Source organism: Pandoraea sp., from assembly GCF_004297875.1.
Lineage (GTDB): Bacteria > Pseudomonadota > Gammaproteobacteria > Burkholderiales > Burkholderiaceae > Pandoraea.
This window is the reverse complement of the sequence record NZ_SCSK01000063.1, coordinates 1-16,084: the sequence shown is the minus strand read 5'-3', so window position 1 is coordinate 16,084 and position 16,084 is coordinate 1. Positions and strand designations below refer to the sequence as shown.

Below are 16,084 nucleotides of genomic sequence, written 5' to 3'. Positions count from 1 at the left end.
ATCAAACCCCTTGGAAGCGAGTGCAGTTGACGCACATGCGTCAGGCCGCGCCTACAAAATTTCCTGGACACTGCTCAGGCTGACCACGCCGCCTGTGCCGAGATTGAGCGACGGTGCGCCATTGGCCCCGGTCACCACGCTGCTGACCACCTGGTAGTTCAATGCCGTCGGCCCGACGTTCTGGCCATTGGCGGTGGCGCTGACTTTCACGGTATAGCTGCCGTCGGCGACCGTGACGCCGTTGTTGTCCTTGCCGTCCCACGTCAGGACCTGAGGCCCGGCGGCCAGCGCGCCCTCGTGCAGGGTGCGCACCGTCGCGCCGCTCGGGCTGACGATGTCGACCGTGACGGTGTCGGCCGCTGCCGGCAGTTGCACGCCGAACGGCGTCGCCTGCCCGCCGGTCACCCCCACCGTGCTGCCCGGCACCAGCACGCCCTTGCCGACCAGGCCGGCGGCCTGCAGGTTCTGCGATGAATTGATCTGGCCGGTGATCGACGAGAGCGTCGTGTTGAGCTGGTTCAGGCCGCTGACGGTGCTGATCTGCGCCAGTTGCGAGGTCACCTGCGAGTTGTCCATCGGGTTGAGCGGATCCTGGTTGTTCATCTGCGCGACCAGCAGTTGCAGAAAATTGTTCTGCAGGCTGGTAGCGCTGCCGGTGCCCGAGGCGCTGCCCGAGCCCGAGGTGCCGCCGCTGCCGCTGGTGCCGTTGACGGCATCCAGGAAACTGCTGGAAAACTGGCCGTTGGAGCCGGTAATGGTGGTCATGGCGGCGCTCCTTTATTGGCCGATCGTGAGCGTCTTGAGCATCAACGTCTTGGCGGTATTGAGCACTTCGACGTTGGCCTGGTACGAACGCGAAGCCGAGATCATGTTGACCATTTCATCGGTCATGTCGACGTTGGGCATCGTGACGTAGCCGCTGGCGTCGGCCGCCGGGTTTTTCGGGTCGTAGACCTTTTTCATCGGCGACGGGTCCTGAATCACGCCTGCCACGCGCACCCCGCCCACGCCCTGACCGGCCGGGTCGGTCTGAAACACCACCTGCCGGGCGCGATACGGCTGACCGTCCGGACCGGTCACGCTGTCGGCGTTGGCCATATTGCTGGCGGCCACATTCATGCGCTCGGACTGTGCGGTCATGGCCGAGCCGGCCACATCGAAAATGCTCATCAGTGCCATGGATTCACCCCTATTGCTGGATCGCCGCCAGCATTTGCTTGATCTGGTTGGATATGACCGTCAGTCCCGTCTCGTAATGCACGACGTTATCGGCAAACCTGACTCGCTCGTTATCGAGATCGACGGTGTTGCCGTCCACGCTCGGCTGGTACGGCACCCGATACGCGAGGTCAACGCCCGCCGGCGCGCCGGCATTGGTCGAAGGCATCGCCTGGCCGGCGAACTGCCGCGCCGAGGTGCGCAGCAGCACCGGCTGCCCCGGCTGCGACGTGACGGCCTGGGCGGCCTGCGTGCCACGCTCGACGGCCTGCGCCAGCGCGCTGCCGAAAGCGAAGTCGCGCGCCCTGTACCCCGGTGTGTCGGCATTGGCGATGTTGGACGACAGGACCTCCTGCCGGTAGGCCCGTAAATCCAGCGCGTCCTGGTTAAAACGCAAAGCTGCATCCAGTTTGTCGATCATGCCGTCCTCGACCTCTGCGCGCCCCGGCGCGCTCCAATGGTTTTGCCGTGCCATGGCGCTCGTCGCGGCAATGCGGGCAGCGCCCGCGCCAACGCCTCGAGACCTTTTGGCATGTGAGGCATTCTAGATTCGTCACGCCGGGATCAATTGCCCGAACAGGCCGCAATTTGCCGTCCAATTCCACCCATGCCCCGAGCGCTTGCGTGGCTAGAATGCAAGCGTGAAAAAGACCCGGCGCACTGCCGCCGGCGCCGCATGAGTGGATCCGAAACGATGACAACCAAGCTGCCCCTCCCCGCCCTGGCGCGCCGCGCGCGATGCCTGCTTCCGGCGCTGCTCGCGCTGCTGTGCGCGGGCGCGCCGGCACTCGCCGCGACCGCGCCGGCCACCCTGCCCGACGCGTGGCAGGACCCGCAGACGATCCGGCAGACGGCGCTGTCGTTCCTGCAGGCGCAGACCAGCGGCATGCCCGGCACTGTCAAGATCACGCTGGGCGAGGCGGTCTCGAACCGCATGGCAGCATGCACCGCGATGGAAGCGTTCCTGCCGCCCGGCGCGCGCCTGTGGGGCACCACCAGCGTGGGCGTGCGCTGCAGCGGCGCGCGGCCCTGGACGCTTTATCTGCAAGCGCGCATCGCGGTCGATGCGACCTATTTCGTAGCCGGGCGCCAGATCAGCGCCGGACAAACCATTCAGGCGGGCGACCTGATCGCGCGGCAAGGCGATCTGACGCTGCTGCCGCGCTCGATCGTGACCGATCCGGGTCAGGCGATCGGCCAGGTCGCGCAAAACATGATCACCGCCGGCCTGCCGATTCGGCAAGATTTACTGCATGGCGCCATCGTCGTGCAACAGGGGCAGAATTTGCGTGTGGTGGCCAAGGGCAGCCATTTCGAGGTCAGCGCCGAAGGCCAGGTCCTGACGCGCGCCAGCGTGGGTCAGATGGTTCAGGTGCGGATGCGCTCGGGACAAGTGGTCAGCGGCGTGGTGGCCCATGACCGCTCCGGCGGAGTGGAGGTCATCGTTTCGTTGTGAGGCGCCGGAGCGCCGCGCCGGTCCGAGGACGCACCCCCTTGGCGGGCGGGTAGTGCGCGGGCCGCGGTACGCTGTTAAAGTTCCGCAAGATGCTGCCGTTAAACAGGCAAGATTCTGGGAAAAGATGATGAAAATCCAACAATCCGCCAATAAAGTGACCGGGACGTCCGCTGTCAAGGGCGGCACCGCGCGCACCACGAACAACGCCGGCGCGCCCGGGCCGGGTGCGGCCGGGGCGAGTGCCGGCAGCAGCCTGGAGGGCGACGCGGTCAGCCTGAGCCCGCTGGCCAGCCACATGCAAGCGTTGCAGACGCAGCTGGCGCAGTCCGGCGCGGCCGATATCGATACCGCCCGGGTGGCCGAACTCAAGCAGGCCATCAGCGAGGGCAAGCTCGCCATCAACCCCGACAAGATCGCCAGCGGACTGATCAACTCCGTGCGCGATCTGCTCAGTGCCCAGAAGAAATCATGAAACAGGATTTGCTGAGCGCCATTGCCAACGAACACGCCGCCGTCGCGGTCTTCGCGGCCGTGCTCGATGAGGAGCAGCAGGCACTCGTGGCCGGCTCGCTCGAGCCGTTGCCGGCATTGACGGAACGCAAAGCCCAGCTGGTCGCCGAACTGGCCGGGCACGGCCGCGACCGCGACCGGCGCTTGCATGAGATGGGTTTCGGCGCGGGACGCGCCGGCGGCGAGGCGGCCGCCGCGTGCGACCCCGAGATCGGCCAGGCCTGGGCCGAACTGCTGGCGCTGGCCGCCGTGGCCAAACGCAATAACGATATCAACGGCAGCCTGATCCGCACGCGCCTGAATTACACCCAGCGCGCGCTGGCCGCTCTCAACGTGGGCGCCGGCGAACCGCTTTATGGCCCCGACGGCCGCCAGCAGGCGACGCTCGGCGGCGGCAGCGTCACGGCCTGAGGCGCGCCGCAGGCGCGGCACTTTCGAGCGCCTGCGTCATCGGCATTCGGCCGGACGCAGCTTCATTGCCCCGAGGTGGTCCAGGCCTGTTCGCGCAGACGCACGCGCAGGCGCGAAATCGCCTGGCTGTGCAGCTGGCATACGCGCGACTCGCTGACTTCGAGCACCGCGCCGATTTCCCGCAGGTTCAACCCCTGTTCGTAGTACAGGCTCATCAGCAGCTTTTCGCGTTCGGGCAGGCGCTCGATGGCATCGGACAGCACCTGGCGCAGGTCGTCGTCGAGCAGCGCGGCCAACGGATCGGCGTGATGGTCGGCGCTCAATCGATCGAGGAATGGCTCCTCGTCGTCCCCCTCGAAATCCTCGTAGTAGATCAGTTGGCAGCCATGCGCCTCTTGCAGCATCTGCTGGTATGCCTCGAGCGATACCTGCATGTCGGTGGCGATTTCACTCTCGGCCGGAGAGCGGCCCAGGCGCTGTTGCAGCCGCTGCACCGCCTGTTCGATCTGGCGCGCGATCTTGCGCACGCCGCGCGAGGCCCAGTCCATTTCGCGCAGCTCGTCGAGCATCGCGCCGCGTATGCGCTGGCTGGCGTAGGTTTCGAACTGCGCGCCCTGGGTCTCCTGGTAGCGGCTCTCGGCATCGAGCAGGCCGAGCATGCCGGCCTGCACCAGATCGTCGAGCTCGACGCTGGCCGGCAGCTTGGCCATCAACTGCAGCGCCAGGCGGCGCACCAGCGGCGCATATTGCTCCAGCAGATCGTTGGTCTGAACCGTGCCGCGCGCCGTATACATGCCGTCCCCCATGGTCAACTCGCGCACGGTTGCGCGGCAAGAGCGACGCCGGCCGCGCTGTTGCGCGCCAGTGGCAGCGGCGCGCCCATGGCCGCCGGCCATTGCATCAGCGTCGCGGCAAGCTGGCGGAACTGCACGGCCGCGGGTGCGGCCGGGAACGCATCGACCACGCAGCGGCGGAGTTGCCGGGCCTGCTGCAGCTGGCGGTCGGCCGGCACGCAGCCGGCCAGCTCCAGCGTGACGGCCAGATAGCGGCTGGCGGTGCCGGCCAGGTTGCGGCACATCACCGCCGCCTCCGATTCGCCCGCGCGATTGGCCAGCAGGCGAAAGCGCGGAATCGCATGAGTCAGGTGGGCGCGCTTGATCCACGCATAGGCACCGGTAATCGATTCGGCGTTCGGCGTGAGCACCACCATCACGTCCTGCGCATGGCACGCCAGCGACGAGAGCGGCGCGCTCGGGCTCGCGGCGGCGTCGATCAGCACGATGTCGGGGGCGGTCGCGCCCAGTCGCGTCGGCCATTGCCCGCTGACCGGACCGGTCATCTTGCGCGCCTCGGCCGGCAGCACGGCAAAGCCGTCGCGCAGGCGCGTTTGCGCTATCGACAGCGGCATCTCGCCGGCCAGCACGTCGTCCAGATGGTGGTGCGAGGCGATGCCCAGCGCCCCGCACGCATGACCGGTTTCGTCCAGCAGCAGCACGTCGCGCCCCTGCTGCGCGAGCGCTGCCGCCAGCTCGACGGCCACGCTGGTCTGCCCGCCGCGCGGCGTGCCGCCGGCGATTGCCACCACGCGCGGCGCATGACGCCGCAACAGGCGGCGCAGACCCTCGGCCTGATCCCGCACGAGCTTATCCAAGGCGAGCCTCCGCGCTAAAAGCGCCGGAGCTGCCGCCCAGGCGGCTGAGCAACGTCGGCATGTCGTCCGCGCCGGGCACGAACGGCGAGTTCTCGCGCGTGGCGTTCAATGCCGTGTCGATCAGAAACTCGCGCTCGGGCACATGCAGGTTTTCCGGCACGCGCTGCCCGGTCGAGACGTAATACACCGACAAGCGGTGGCGGATCACCGTATCGAGCGCCGCGCCCAGGTTGGTCGCCTCGTCGAGCTTGGTCAGAATGCAGCCGGCCAGGCTCGCTGCGTCGGCCGACTGATAGGCGTGCACGACTTCGTTGAGCGTGTCGCCGTGGCTGGTGGCGTTGAGCAGCAGCAGGCGGCGTACCGGCGTGTCGGTGCCGCACAGCATCGCGACCTGTTCCGGCACGGTACGGTCGCGCTGGCTCATGCCCACCGTATCGATGAGCACGGTATGTTTGTTGCGCAGCTCGGCCAGCACCAGGCGCAAGTCGGCCGCGTCCTTGACCGCATGCACGGTCACGCCGAGGATCTTGGCGTAGATGCGCAACTGCTCGTGCGCGCCGATCCGATAGCTGTCGGTGGTCAGCAGCGCCAGTTTGTCGGCGCCGTGGCGCATCACGAAACGCGCCGCGAGCTTGGCGGTGGTGGTGGTCTTGCCCACGCCGGTCGGCCCCATCAGCGCATACACGCCGCCGCGCTCCATCAGGGCGTTTTCGTTTTCGATGATCGGCAGGTTGCGCATCAGCGCCTGCTTGACCCACGCCAGTCCGGCTTCGCGCGTGTGCCCGGCCGGCAACGCCTCCAGCAGCGTCTTGGCGAGTTGCGCGCTGAAACCGCTGCCCAGCAGGGTGCGCAGGATCTCGCCGTGCGCGGGCGTGCGACGCTGGCGCTCGCTCCACAACAGGCCGGCTACCTGGTTCTCGAGCAGGCCGCGCATCGACTGGATCTCGCCGATCATGGCTTCGGCCAGCGCCGGGTCGAGCGTCGCGCGGGGCGCCTTGGAGGCAGGCGGGTTCGGCGAGGCGCTCGCCAGCGATGCCAGGTCAGCCTCGCACAATGCGACGATTTCGACACCGCCGGCCACCGTGCGGTTGGACAGGACCACGGCATCGGGACCGATTTCCTCGCGGATCTGGCGCAATGCGTCCCGGCACGTACCGGCGACGAACTTACGGATATTCAAGCTTGACCTCCGATCAGGGCAGTCACTTTAATGGAGCGGGTGTCGGGCACTTCGGCCGACGACAGCACCTTGAGTTGCGGCAGGCTGCGGCGCAGGAAGCGCGCCAGCAGCACGCGCAGCGGATGTTGCACCAGCAGCACCGGCGGCAGGCCCGCGCGTTCCTGGCGGCGCATCGCGTCCTGCGTCTCGCGCAGCAGAGTCTCGGCCAGCCCCGGCTCGAGACCCGCGCCCGCGCCGTTGCCGCTGGCCGCCAGCGCCTGGCTCAGGATGCGTTCGAGATTGGCGTCGAGGCCCATGACCTGGAGCTCTCCCTGGCCGGGGTAGAGCGCCTGCGTGATGGCGCGGCCCAAGGCCAGGCGGACCAGCGCAGTCAGCTCGTGCGGGTCCGTCACGCGCGGCGCATGCTCGGCCAGCGCGTCGAGAATGGTGCGCATGTCGCGAATCGGCACGCCTTCGTCCAGCAGGTTTTGCAGCACCTTTTGCACGGTCGTCAGCGGCAGCGTCTTGGGCACCAGATCTTCGGTCAGCTTCGGGGAGTCCTTGCCGATACGGTCGAGCAGTTGCTGCACTTCCTGACGGCCCAACAATTCCGATGCATGGCCATAAACCAGATGATTCAGGTGGGTGGCCACCACCGTGCCGGCGTCGACCACCGTGTAGCCCTGCATATTGGCCTGCTCGCGCAGGCTGGGGTCGACCCACACGGCGGGCAATCCGAACGCCGGATCGCGCGTCTGGGTGCCCGGCAGCGGGCCGCTGACCTGGCCGGGGTCGATCGCCAGCAGCTGTCCCGGGTGGGCTTCGCCGTGGCCGATCTCGACGCCGTTGAGGGTGATGCGGTAGGCGGTCGGCTTCAGTTCGAGGTTGTCGCGAATATGCACCACCGGCGCGAGGAAACCGATTTCCTGCGCGAATTTCTTGCGGATGCCCTTGATGCGCTTGAGCAGCTCGCCGTCGCGCGCGCGATCGACCAGCGGGATCAGGCGATAGCCGACTTCCAGGCCGAGCGGGTCGACCAGCGTGACGTCGTCCCAGCTCGCTTCGGCCACGTCCACCGCCGGGCCAGGGGCCGGTGCCGGCGTCGCCGCGCCGCTTTTGGCCAGCGCGTCGCGCTTGAGCTGCCAGCGCGCCAGCGCGCCGAGCGCGGCGGCCAGCAGCAGGAACGCCACGTTGGGCATGCCGGGGATCAGGCCCATCATGCCCAGGATGCCCGCGGTCAGGACCAGCACGCGCGGATTGGAGAACAGCTGCCCCATCACCTGCTGGCCGATATCCTCGTCGGTGGCCACGCGGCTGACCACCACGCCGGCCGCGGTGGAAATCACCAGTGCCGGGATCTGCGCCACCAGTCCGTCGCCGATGGTCAGCAGCGTGTAGGTCTTGGCGGCGTCGGCCAGGTCCATATTGTGCTGGACGACCCCGACGATCAGCCCGCCGACGATATTGATCACCATGATCAGCAGGCCGGCGACGGCATCGCCGCGCACGAACTTGCTGGCGCCGTCCATCGATCCGTAGAAGTCGGCTTCCTGGGCGATCACCGCGCGGCGGCGGCGCGCCTCTTCCTCGCCGATCAGCCCGGCGTTCAGATCGGCGTCGATCGCCATTTGCTTGCCGGGCATGGCATCCAACGTAAAGCGAGCGCCCACTTCGGCGATCCGCCCCGCGCCCTTGGTAATCACCATGAAGTTGATGACCACCAGGATGACGAACACCACGATCCCCACCGCGTAATTGCCGCCCACCAGGAAATGGCCGAACGCCTCGATCACGCGTCCGGCGGCATCGGCCCCGGTATGCCCCTTGAGCAATACCACCCGGGTCGAGGCGACGTTCAGCGACAGGCGCAGCAGGGTGGAGAACAGCAGCACGCTCGGGAACGCCGCGAAGTCCAGCGGCTTCTGGGTGTACATGCTGACCAGCAGCACCATCACCGACAGCGCGATGTTGAACGTAAACAGCAGATCCAGCAGAAATGGCGGCAAGGGCAGAATCATCATGCCCAGGATCATCATGATCAGGATCGGCGGCGCCAGCGCGCGCAGATTGCCGCCCAGCAGATTGCCGGGACGGCGCAGCCAGTCGTTCACGCGCGCGTTCATGCGGCACCGCCTTCGGCGCCCGGCGCGCCGCCCGCCATGTCAGGCGGCACCGCCAGCTCGTCCGGTTCGACCGGACGCTCGCCGCCCTCGGCGCGCCAGCGGCGCAGCCGGTAGACCCACGCCAGCACTTCGGCCACGGCGTTGTAGAGGGTCGCGGGGATTTCCTGATTGAGTTCGGTATGGCGGTACAGCGCGCGCGCCAGCGGCGGTGCCTCGAGCACCGGTACGCCGTGTTCGAGCCCGAGCTCGCGGATGCGCTGCGCGACCAGATCGGCGCCCTTGGCGACCACCCGCGGCGCGCGCATGGTGTCGTCGACGTATTGCAGCGCCACCGCGAAGTGGGTCGGGTTGGTGACGATCACGTCCGCCTTGGGCACGGCTGCCATCATGCGGCGCCGCGCCGCCTGGCGCTGCATTTGGCGGATGTGTGCCTTGACGTGCGGGTCGCCCTCGGTTTCCTTGTACTCGTTGCGAAGTTCTTCGCGCGTCATGCGCAGCTTGCGGTAGTGCTGCCAGAGCTGGAGCGGCACGTCGAGCGCGGCGATCAGCAGCAGCGAACCGACGATGAACGCGCACGACTCGCCCACCAGATGCACGGCGTGCCGCAGCGCCACGTCGGGCGCCTGCCCCATCAGCCCGAACACCTGGTCCCGGTCGCGCAGCAGCACCCATAGCGCGACGCAGCCGACCAGGATCGTCTTGGCAATCGCCTTGACCAGTTCGGCCAGGCTTTGCACGGAAAACATTCGCCCCAGACCCTTGAGCGGATCGAGCCGGGAGAATTGCGGCATCAGGGGTTTGGTTGAAAACAGCCAGCCGCCCAGCATCATCGGTGCGATCAGCGCCGCCAGCGCCAGCAGGCCCAGCAGCGGCAGCATGACCCGCACCGTTTGCAGGCCGGAGGCGCCGGCGCGCGCCATCATCACGTGCGTGTTGAGCGCGCTGGCCTGATCGAAGCTCAGGCTGTGCCGCAGCAGCCCCGCGAAATGCTGCGACAGGCTGCCGGCCATGGCCCACAGGCCGCCAACGCCGGCGGCCAGCAACATGAACGTCGCCAATTCGCGCGAGCGCGCAACCTGCCCTTCCTCGCGCGCCTGTTCGAGGCGCCGGGGGGACGCAGGTTCGGTGCGCTCGAGATCGCTCTCTTCAGCCATGCCCTTCCAAGCCCTTTTTCACTGTGCCGAGGGCGGCGAGACCCACCCCATCAGGACCGATTGTCGTTGAACACGTCAAGCGGCGATCGGCGAAACAGGGCCGGGATTAAGGCCTTATTCAAAATTTGTCCGCCGGTGCGGCAAGGCCAGCGACCGGTCAACGGTGAAGCTTTGCCTGCAGGAAATCGATAAAGGCGCGCAATTTCAACGGCATTTGCGCGCGGCTGGGCGTGTAGAGATAAAACCCGGGAAAGGGCTGGCACCACTCGTCGAGCACACGTTCGAGCCGCCCGTCGGCCAGCGGCGCACGGACGTAGTCTTCGATCACATGCACCAGACCCACGCCTTGCAGTGCGGCCTCGACCATGGTGCGCAAGTCGTTGGTCACCACACGGCCTTTGAGATCGACCTCGAAAGTACGGCCGTCGCGGGTGAATTCCCAGCGATAAATGCCGCCACTCGAGGCGAAACGGTAGCGCAGGCAATCGTGCGTGCACAGATCCTCGGGCGTGCGCGGTTTGCCGTGCCGTGCGAAATAGGCTGGCGAGCCAGCCACGATGGTGCGCTGCTCGCCACCCAGGCGCACCGCGACCACGTCCTGCGCCAGCCGCTCGCCGAGCCGGATGCCGGCATCGCAGCCTTCGGCCACCAGGTCGCTGATGCCGTCGTCCAGCATCAACTCAAGCGTGACATCGGCATATGCGGCGCTGAATTCGGCCAGATACGGCATCACCAGCAACTCGCTGGCCACCCGCGACAGGTTGATGCGCAACGTGCCGGCAGGGCGTGCGCGCCAATCGTTAAGGGCGTCGAACGCCACCGACAGCGACTCGAGCGCCGGCATGACACTGCGCAGGAACTGCGCGCCGGCCTCCGTGAGCCCCACGCGGCGGGTCGTGCGCTGCAGCAGCCGCACGCCGAGCTGGGTTTCAAGGCCCCGGATCGTCTGCGACAGCGCCGACGGCGAGACCCCGAGCACCGCCGCGGCGCGCGTGAAACTGCCACATTGGGCGACGCGGGCAAAAGCGCTGACAGCGGGTAATTGAGCGGCATCCATGGCGCCTCCTTTTATGAAGTTCAGCTTCATATTCCTTTTAGTAGAACGCTATTTTTCTACATAAACAAGTCGGGGCAATATGGCAACCAATGCAGTTGCGCAAAGCCGTCGCAAACACCCTGAAGGAGACTCCCATGACGATGATGCAAACCTATACCACCCTGGGCCGCTCCGGCCTGCGCGTTAGCCCGATTGCACTGGGCACCATGACCTTCGGCACCGAGTGGGGCTGGGGCGCGGACCAGGCGACCGCGCAGCGCCTGTTCGATCTTTACGTGGACGCCGGCGGCAACTTCGTCGACACCGCCGACCTGTATACGGCCGGCACCAGCGAGGCGTGGCTGGGCCAATTCATTGCGGCGCGCGGCTTGCGCGATCGCATGGTGGTGGCAACCAAGTACAGCTACAACAGCGAGACCGGCAACCCGAACGCCGGCGGCAATCATCGGAAAAATTTGCTGCGCGCGCTCGACGGCTCGCTCAAACGATTGAAGACCGACTATGTGGATTTGTACTACCTGCACACGTGGGACCGCATGACGCCGGTCGACGAGGTCATGCGTGCCATGGACGACGCAGTGCGGGCAGGCAAGATTCGCTACGTGGGCCTGTCGGATACGCCGGCCTGGTTCGCCGGCCGGGCGCAAACCCTGGCCGATTGGCGAGGGTTCGAGCCGGTTGCCGCGATGCAGATCGAGTACTCGCTGATCGAGCGCAACGCTGAACACGAGTTCAGCGATCTGGCCACCGAGCTGGGCATGGGGTTGATTCCGTGGAGTCCGTTGGCCATGGGCTTGCTCGCGGGGAAATATCGGCCGGCGCGGGACGGGCGTGCGGCGTTCGGCGAAGGTCGCCTGCAAACGGTGAGCGCCAACCCCGGTCCGGGCTTCGATAAACTGACCGAACGCAATTTCGGCATCGTCGCCGAGCTCGAGGCGGTCGCTGACGCGGTCGGTCGACCCATGGCGCAAGTCGCCCTGAACTGGCTGGCCGGCAAGCGCGGCGTGTCGAGCATCATCGTCGGCGCGACCAAGCCGGAGCAACTACAGCAGTCGCTCGCTTCGCTCGACTTCACACTCGAGCCGGCACTGCTCGCCCGGCTCGATGCGGTGAGCGCGCCCGCCGCGGCCTTCCCGTACTACATGTTCGCGCCGGAGCACCAGGCGCGCATCCATGGACAAGTGCGCGTCGCGTCGAAACCGCAGGCTTATCACCGGCCGGTGGTGGTGCCGGCACCGGCCGCGGACTGAGCGCACGAAAACGCGCGCGGGGCCTGCCTCAAAAACCGAGGCTGGCCAGCAGGTCGTCGACCTGGGCTTGATCGGAGACGACGTCGGAGCGTCCCTCGGGATTGATCTGCGGGCCGTTGAGCAGGGGCTCGCCGCTCTCGCGCCGTTTTTCCAGCGAGACGTTTTCCAGCAGCACCTGCAGCAGGTGGCTCTCGATGGTGCGCACCACCTCCATGATCTTCTTGATGACCTGCCCGGTCAGATCCTGGAAGTCCTGGGCGAGCATGATTTCCATCAATTGTTCGTTGGTCGCGCGGGTCTCGTCCGGCACCGCCCGCAAATAGGCGCGCGTATCGTTGACCAGGCGGCGCGCGTCGTCCATGTCGAGCGGGCCGCCGAACCACTGCGACCAGCGCTCGTCGAGCGCGCTGGCTTCCTGCTGCAGGCGCTGCTGGATCGGCTTGGCGGCCTCGATCGCATTGAGGGCGCGCTCGGCCGCCTGCTCGGTCATGGTGGCCACGTAGTTGAGCCGGTCGCGGGCGTCAGGCACGGCCTCGGCCGCTTGCTCGATCTGTTTGTCGAGCCCCAGCTCGCGCAGATTGTCGCGCAGCATGCGGGTCAATTGCCCGATGCGGTTGAGCATGCGCTCGGCCTGCTCGTGATCGCCCGGGGCATGCCCGCCGTCGAGCTCGCCCGGAGGATGGAGAGTGACTTCTTCGCTCACGTTCAGGCCCCCGCTTTTTCCATTTTTTCGAAGATCTTGTTGAGCTTCTCATCGAGCGTCGCGGCTGTGAAAGGCTTGACGACGTAGCCGCTGGCGCCGGCCTGCGCCGCGGCGATGATGTTTTCCTTCTTCGCCTCGGCCGTGACCATCAGCACCGGCAGCTTGGCCAGTGCCGGGTCGGCACGGATCTGCTGCAGCATGGTCAGCCCGTCCATGTTCGGCATGTTCCAGTCCGACACGACGAACTCGAACGAGCCCCCGCGCAGCTTGGCCAGCCCAACGACGCCGTCTTCGGCTTCGTCGACATTCGAAAATCCCAGTTCCTTGAGGAGATTTCGCACGATGCGCCGCATCGTCGGGAAATCGTCGACCACGAGAAACTTCATGTTCTTGTCCACCATCATCACTCCACTATTGCTAACTGGCTCAACTTACCCGGCAGCGCCGTATTGGCTCACCCGTATTGGCACACTATACGCGCTGCACCCGCTCTCCGAATCTTGCGATTTGCTGCATCACCTGCCGCGCCATCTGGTTCAGCGGCACGATCTCGTCGGCGCCGCCCAGCGCAATGGCCTCGCGCGGCATGCCGAACACCACGCAGCTGGCCTCGTCCTGCGCCAGCGTATGCGCGCCGGCCTGGCGCATGCTCAGCAATCCGGCCGCGCCGTCGCGCCCCATGCCGGTGAGGATCACCCCGACCGCGTTGCGCCCGGCATGTTCGGCCGCCGATTGAAACAATACGTCGACCGACGGCCGGTGCCGGTTCACCGGCGGCCCCTGATCGAGCAGCGCGACATAGTTCGCGCCGCTGCGCGAGAGCCGCAAGTGCGTGTCGCCCGGCGCGATGTAGGCGTGCCCCGGCAAGACCCGCTCGCCGTGCTCGGCTTCCTTGACGGTGATCCGGCACAACGAATTCAGGCGCTGTGCGAACGAGCGCGTGAAGCCGGCCGGCATATGCTGGGTGATCAGGATCGCCGGGCAATCCGGCGGCAAGGGCAGCAGCACTTCGCGGATCGCTTCGGTCCCGCCGGTCGAGGCACCGATGATAATCAGTTTTTCCGTGCTGACCAGCGGATTGCGCAGCAGCGGCACTTCCTCGCTGGCGGCGGGCTTCAGATAACGCGGCACCGCGCTTTTGATGCGCGCGCCCGCCGCGGCACGAATCTTGTCGGCGATCATCTCGCCGTATTCGAGCAGCCCGTCGCGAATGCCCAGGCGCGGCTTGGTGACGAAATCGACCGCCCCCAGCTCGAGCGCACGCAGGGTGATTTCAGAATTGCGCTCGGTCAGCGAAGACACCATCACCACCGGCATCGGGCGCAGGCGCATGAGCTTTTCAAGAAAATCGAGCCCGTCCATGCGCGGCATCTCGACGTCCAGCGTCAGCACGTCCGGGTCATGACGCTTGATCAGGTCGCGCGCGACCAGCGGATCGGGCGCGGTCGCCACCACCGTCATGTCGGGCTGCTCATTGATGATCTCGGTCATCAGGCTGCGCACCAGCGCCGAGTCGTCCACGCACAGGACTTTGATTTTGTCTTTCAAGTTTCCTCCGCCACACTCGCCTGGCGCGCACTGCGCGCCGGCGAGGAAAAGAGCTCGACCGTGCCGCGCACCTGGTTACCGCGCAACTGCCGGGCGTAATCCTGCTCGCGCTTGACGACGATCGCGTCGTCGCCGCGCTGACCCAATTTCTTGACCATGACCTTGCCGCTGCGCGGCATGAAGCAGACCTTGCGCGGTTGCGCGCCGAGCAGATCCTGAGCGGTTACCTTGATCTGCTCGACTTCGAGATAGCGCAGCACGAATTGCGCGTTGCGATCGCCAATATTGAGCGTGGTCATGCCGGCGAGCACCGCGCCGCCGCCGAACACCTTGGCTTCGAGCCGCTCGCGGCGCGCACCCGCCTTGATCAGCTCGTTGAGCAGCATTTCCATCGCATAGGCGCCGTAGCGCATCGAGGCCGACAACAGGCGGTCGCTGTCGTTTTCGTCGGGCAGCATGAAGTGGTTCATGCCGCCGATGCCGCTCACGGTATCGCGCACGCAGGCCGCCACGCACGAGCCCAGCACCGTGACCAGCATCATGTCGGCGCTGGTGACGTAGTATTCGCTGGGCAGCAGCTTGACCGCCTGGCAGCCGAACTGCTGATCGAAATAGAGGTTGGTCGCCAGCGACTTGGCCAGCACCGGGGCATTCATGATGCGCGCTCCTCGGCTCGAGCCAGTTCGTAGACCGTCTGGCCACGCAGGCGGAATTGCTGCGTGACGTAGGTGAAGTTCTCGGAGTGTCCGGCGAACAGCAGGCCGCCGGGCTTGAGCAGCGGAGCAAAGCGCTCGAGGATGCGACGTTGCGTGGTCTTGTCGAAGTAGATCATGACGTTGCGGCAAAAGATCGCATCGTAGGGACCCTGGGCCGGCCATTGCGGCGCGAGCAGGTTGAGCTGCGCGAACGACACCAGGGCGGCGACTTCGGGCCGCACCTTGATCTTGCCGGCGTTCGCACCGGTGCCGCGCAGAAAGAAGCGGCGCAGGTATTCGGGCGGCAGTTTGCCGCCCTGCTCGGCGGCATAGGTGCCGGCCGCGCCGCGCGCGAGCACCTGCGTGTCGACGTCGGTGGCCAGCACGCTGGCCTGGGCACGCGGGCCCAGCGCATCGAGCAGCGTCATGGCGATCGAGTACGGCTCTTCGCCGGTCGAACTGGCGCAACACCAGATGGACAGCGGCTTGGCACGTGCGCGGGCGAACTCGGCCAGCAGCGGGAAGTGGTGCGCTTCGCGAAAGAACGAAGTCAGGTTGGTGGTCAGCGCATTGGTGAAGGCTTCCCACTCGCCGGAGCCGCTATCGGCCTCGAGCCGGTCGAGATAATCGCTAAAACGCATCAGCCCGAGCGCGCGCATGCGGCGCGCCAGACGGCTGTAGACCATTTCCCGCTTGTGCTCGGCCAGCGCGATGCCCGCCCGCTGGTAAATCATGTCGCGAATGCGGGCGAAGTCCGCGACGGTAAACACGAAGTCGCGGCCGCTGTCGAGCGCCGGCGTCGAGGCGCTCTCGGCCGTCCTGGCCGCTGGACGGGCGAACGCCGGCGAACTCGGCGAGGGCGGCGGATGGCGCGGCGTGCTCATGTGCGTCTCTGGTAATCAGCCCAGCGCGCGCTTGCGCGTCGCAGCCTGGTGCGGTTCGCGATCGTGGCGATCGTCGTTGACCGATTTCCCGGGTTGCCGCAAGGCCACGACATCCGCGACGCCCTGGCCGATGCGGAACACCGACACGGCATCCTTGAGGCGATGGGCCTGCTCCTCGAGCGAGCCCGCCGCCGCTGCCGCCTGCTCCACCAGCGCCGCGTTCTGCTGCGTCACCTCGTCCATCTGCGTGACCGCCTTGTTCACC

At 66.8% G+C, this 16,084-nt stretch carries 18 protein-coding genes and 1 pseudogene; 4 read left to right on the top strand and 15 right to left on the bottom strand.

Annotation, left to right across the window (positions count from 1 at the left end; all coding sequences use genetic code 11):
- Positions 1-51 precede the first annotated feature (51 nt).
- Genes EPN80_RS18230 through flgB form a run of 3 tightly spaced genes read right to left on the bottom strand, consistent with a single transcriptional unit; the run spans position 52 to position 1,639 of the window.
- Positions 52-765, bottom strand: coding sequence for a flagellar hook assembly protein FlgD (locus EPN80_RS18230; RefSeq protein WP_293030632.1), 714 nt, complete (start codon positions 763-765; stop codon positions 52-54).
- Between the two features lie 12 nt (positions 766-777).
- Positions 778-1,179 (bottom strand): flagellar basal body rod protein FlgC, encoded by a 402-nt coding sequence (gene flgC / locus EPN80_RS18225; RefSeq protein WP_293030629.1) that lies wholly within the window; start codon positions 1,177-1,179, stop codon positions 778-780.
- Between the two features lie 10 nt (positions 1,180-1,189).
- Positions 1,190-1,639 (bottom strand): flagellar basal body rod protein FlgB, encoded by a 450-nt coding sequence (flgB, locus tag EPN80_RS18220; protein WP_293030911.1) that lies wholly within the window; start codon positions 1,637-1,639, stop codon positions 1,190-1,192.
- Positions 1,640-1,912: 273 nt separating this feature from the next.
- Here flgB and flgA point away from each other — a divergent pair, with 273 nt between their 5' ends.
- From flgA to EPN80_RS18205, 3 genes are all read left to right on the top strand, one after another.
- On the top strand, positions 1,913-2,674 hold the full coding sequence (flgA, locus tag EPN80_RS18215) for a flagellar basal body P-ring formation chaperone FlgA (RefSeq protein WP_293030626.1): 762 nt from the start codon (positions 1,913-1,915) through the stop codon (positions 2,672-2,674).
- Positions 2,675-2,801: 127 nt separating this feature from the next.
- Entirely contained in the window at positions 2,802-3,146 is a 345-nt protein-coding gene (gene flgM / locus EPN80_RS18210) for a flagellar biosynthesis anti-sigma factor FlgM (RefSeq protein WP_293030623.1), read from the top strand.
- A complete protein-coding gene (locus tag EPN80_RS18205; protein WP_293030621.1) occupies positions 3,143-3,595 on the top strand; it encodes a flagella synthesis protein FlgN in 453 nt (150 codons plus the stop codon). Before flgM ends, EPN80_RS18205 begins: the two co-directional genes overlap by 4 nt.
- A 62-nt stretch (positions 3,596-3,657) precedes the next feature.
- Here EPN80_RS18205 and EPN80_RS18200 read toward each other — a convergent pair whose 3' ends face one another.
- The 6 genes from EPN80_RS18200 to EPN80_RS18175 form a co-directional block, all read right to left on the bottom strand.
- Positions 3,658-4,389: an RNA polymerase sigma factor FliA gene (locus EPN80_RS18200; protein WP_293030908.1), complete on the bottom strand. Its 732-nt coding sequence runs from the start codon at positions 4,387-4,389 to the stop codon at positions 3,658-3,660.
- A 14-nt stretch (positions 4,390-4,403) separates the two neighbouring features.
- Positions 4,404-5,246 carry a MinD/ParA family protein gene (locus tag EPN80_RS18195; protein ID WP_293030618.1) on the bottom strand — a complete coding sequence of 281 codons (843 nt, stop codon included), beginning with the start codon at positions 5,244-5,246 and terminating at the stop codon, positions 4,404-4,406.
- Positions 5,239-6,426, bottom strand: a complete 1,188-nt coding sequence (gene flhF / locus EPN80_RS18190) for a flagellar biosynthesis protein FlhF (RefSeq protein ID WP_293030615.1) — start codon at positions 6,424-6,426, stop codon at positions 5,239-5,241. Before flhF ends, EPN80_RS18195 begins: the two co-directional genes overlap by 8 nt.
- On the bottom strand, positions 6,423-8,528 hold the full coding sequence (gene flhA, locus EPN80_RS18185; RefSeq protein WP_293030612.1) for a flagellar biosynthesis protein FlhA: 2,106 nt from the start codon (positions 8,526-8,528) through the stop codon (positions 6,423-6,425). The genes flhF and flhA overlap by 4 nt, the downstream gene beginning before the upstream one ends.
- Positions 8,525-9,682 (bottom strand): flagellar biosynthesis protein FlhB, encoded by a 1,158-nt coding sequence (gene flhB, locus EPN80_RS18180; protein WP_293030609.1) that lies wholly within the window; start codon positions 9,680-9,682, stop codon positions 8,525-8,527. The genes flhA and flhB overlap by 4 nt, the downstream gene beginning before the upstream one ends.
- Before the next feature lie 157 nt (positions 9,683-9,839).
- Positions 9,840-10,739 (bottom strand): LysR family transcriptional regulator, encoded by a 900-nt coding sequence (locus tag EPN80_RS18175; protein ID WP_293030606.1) that lies wholly within the window; start codon positions 10,737-10,739, stop codon positions 9,840-9,842.
- A gap of 134 nt (positions 10,740-10,873) precedes the next feature.
- On the opposite strand from EPN80_RS18175, the gene EPN80_RS18170 reads away from it, so the two are divergent.
- Positions 10,874-11,989, top strand: coding sequence for an aldo/keto reductase (locus EPN80_RS18170; protein ID WP_293030603.1), 1,116 nt, complete (start codon positions 10,874-10,876; stop codon positions 11,987-11,989).
- Between the two features lie 28 nt (positions 11,990-12,017).
- Here the strand turns inward: EPN80_RS18170 and cheZ are convergent, their stop codons facing one another.
- The 6 genes and pseudogenes from cheZ to EPN80_RS18140 all read right to left on the bottom strand — a co-directional run.
- Entirely contained in the window at positions 12,018-12,698 is a 681-nt protein-coding gene (gene cheZ, locus EPN80_RS18165; RefSeq protein ID WP_293030906.1) for a protein phosphatase CheZ, read from the bottom strand.
- Positions 12,695-13,090: a chemotaxis response regulator CheY gene (gene cheY, locus EPN80_RS18160; protein WP_206093720.1), complete on the bottom strand. Its 396-nt coding sequence runs from the start codon at positions 13,088-13,090 to the stop codon at positions 12,695-12,697. Before cheY ends, cheZ begins: the two co-directional genes overlap by 4 nt.
- Positions 13,091-13,163: 73 nt before the next feature.
- Positions 13,164-14,240 carry a chemotaxis response regulator protein-glutamate methylesterase gene (locus EPN80_RS18155; RefSeq protein WP_293030600.1) on the bottom strand — a complete coding sequence of 359 codons (1,077 nt, stop codon included), beginning with the start codon at positions 14,238-14,240 and terminating at the stop codon, positions 13,164-13,166.
- Positions 14,237-14,896, bottom strand: a complete 660-nt coding sequence (cheD, locus tag EPN80_RS18150; RefSeq protein ID WP_293030597.1) for a chemoreceptor glutamine deamidase CheD — start codon at positions 14,894-14,896, stop codon at positions 14,237-14,239. Before cheD ends, EPN80_RS18155 begins: the two co-directional genes overlap by 4 nt.
- The gene (locus EPN80_RS18145) at positions 14,893-15,819 is read right to left on the bottom strand and encodes a CheR family methyltransferase (RefSeq protein WP_293030593.1); all 927 of its coding nucleotides are present in this window, start codon (positions 15,817-15,819) and stop codon (positions 14,893-14,895) included. Before EPN80_RS18145 ends, cheD begins: the two co-directional genes overlap by 4 nt.
- A gap of 15 nt (positions 15,820-15,834) precedes the next feature.
- Positions 15,835-16,084: pseudogene (locus EPN80_RS18140) on the bottom strand (methyl-accepting chemotaxis protein); the annotation flags it as partial.

Coding starts and splice junctions, on each gene's coding strand:
- EPN80_RS18230 (WP_293030632.1), bottom strand. CDS start 765: ATGACCACCATTACCGGCTCCAACGGCCAGTTTTCCAGCAGTTTCCTG.
- flgC (WP_293030629.1), bottom strand. CDS start 1,179: ATGGCACTGATGAGCATTTTCGATGTGGCCGGCTCGGCCATGACCGCA.
- flgB (WP_293030911.1), bottom strand. CDS start 1,639: ATGATCGACAAACTGGATGCAGCTTTGCGTTTTAACCAGGACGCGCTG.
- flgA (WP_293030626.1), top strand. CDS start 1,913: ATGACAACCAAGCTGCCCCTCCCCGCCCTGGCGCGCCGCGCGCGATGC.
- flgM (WP_293030623.1), top strand. CDS start 2,802: ATGAAAATCCAACAATCCGCCAATAAAGTGACCGGGACGTCCGCTGTC.
- EPN80_RS18205 (WP_293030621.1), top strand. CDS start 3,143: ATGAAACAGGATTTGCTGAGCGCCATTGCCAACGAACACGCCGCCGTC.
- EPN80_RS18200 (WP_293030908.1), bottom strand. CDS start 4,389: ATGTATACGGCGCGCGGCACGGTTCAGACCAACGATCTGCTGGAGCAA.
- flhA (WP_293030612.1), bottom strand. CDS start 8,528: ATGAACGCGCGCGTGAACGACTGGCTGCGCCGTCCCGGCAATCTGCTG.
- flhB (WP_293030609.1), bottom strand. CDS start 9,682: ATGGCTGAAGAGAGCGATCTCGAGCGCACCGAACCTGCGTCCCCCCGG.
- EPN80_RS18175 (WP_293030606.1), bottom strand. CDS start 10,739: ATGGATGCCGCTCAATTACCCGCTGTCAGCGCTTTTGCCCGCGTCGCC.
- EPN80_RS18170 (WP_293030603.1), top strand. CDS start 10,874: ATGACGATGATGCAAACCTATACCACCCTGGGCCGCTCCGGCCTGCGC.
- cheD (WP_293030597.1), bottom strand. CDS start 14,896: ATGAATGCCCCGGTGCTGGCCAAGTCGCTGGCGACCAACCTCTATTTC.
- EPN80_RS18145 (WP_293030593.1), bottom strand. CDS start 15,819: ATGAGCACGCCGCGCCATCCGCCGCCCTCGCCGAGTTCGCCGGCGTTC.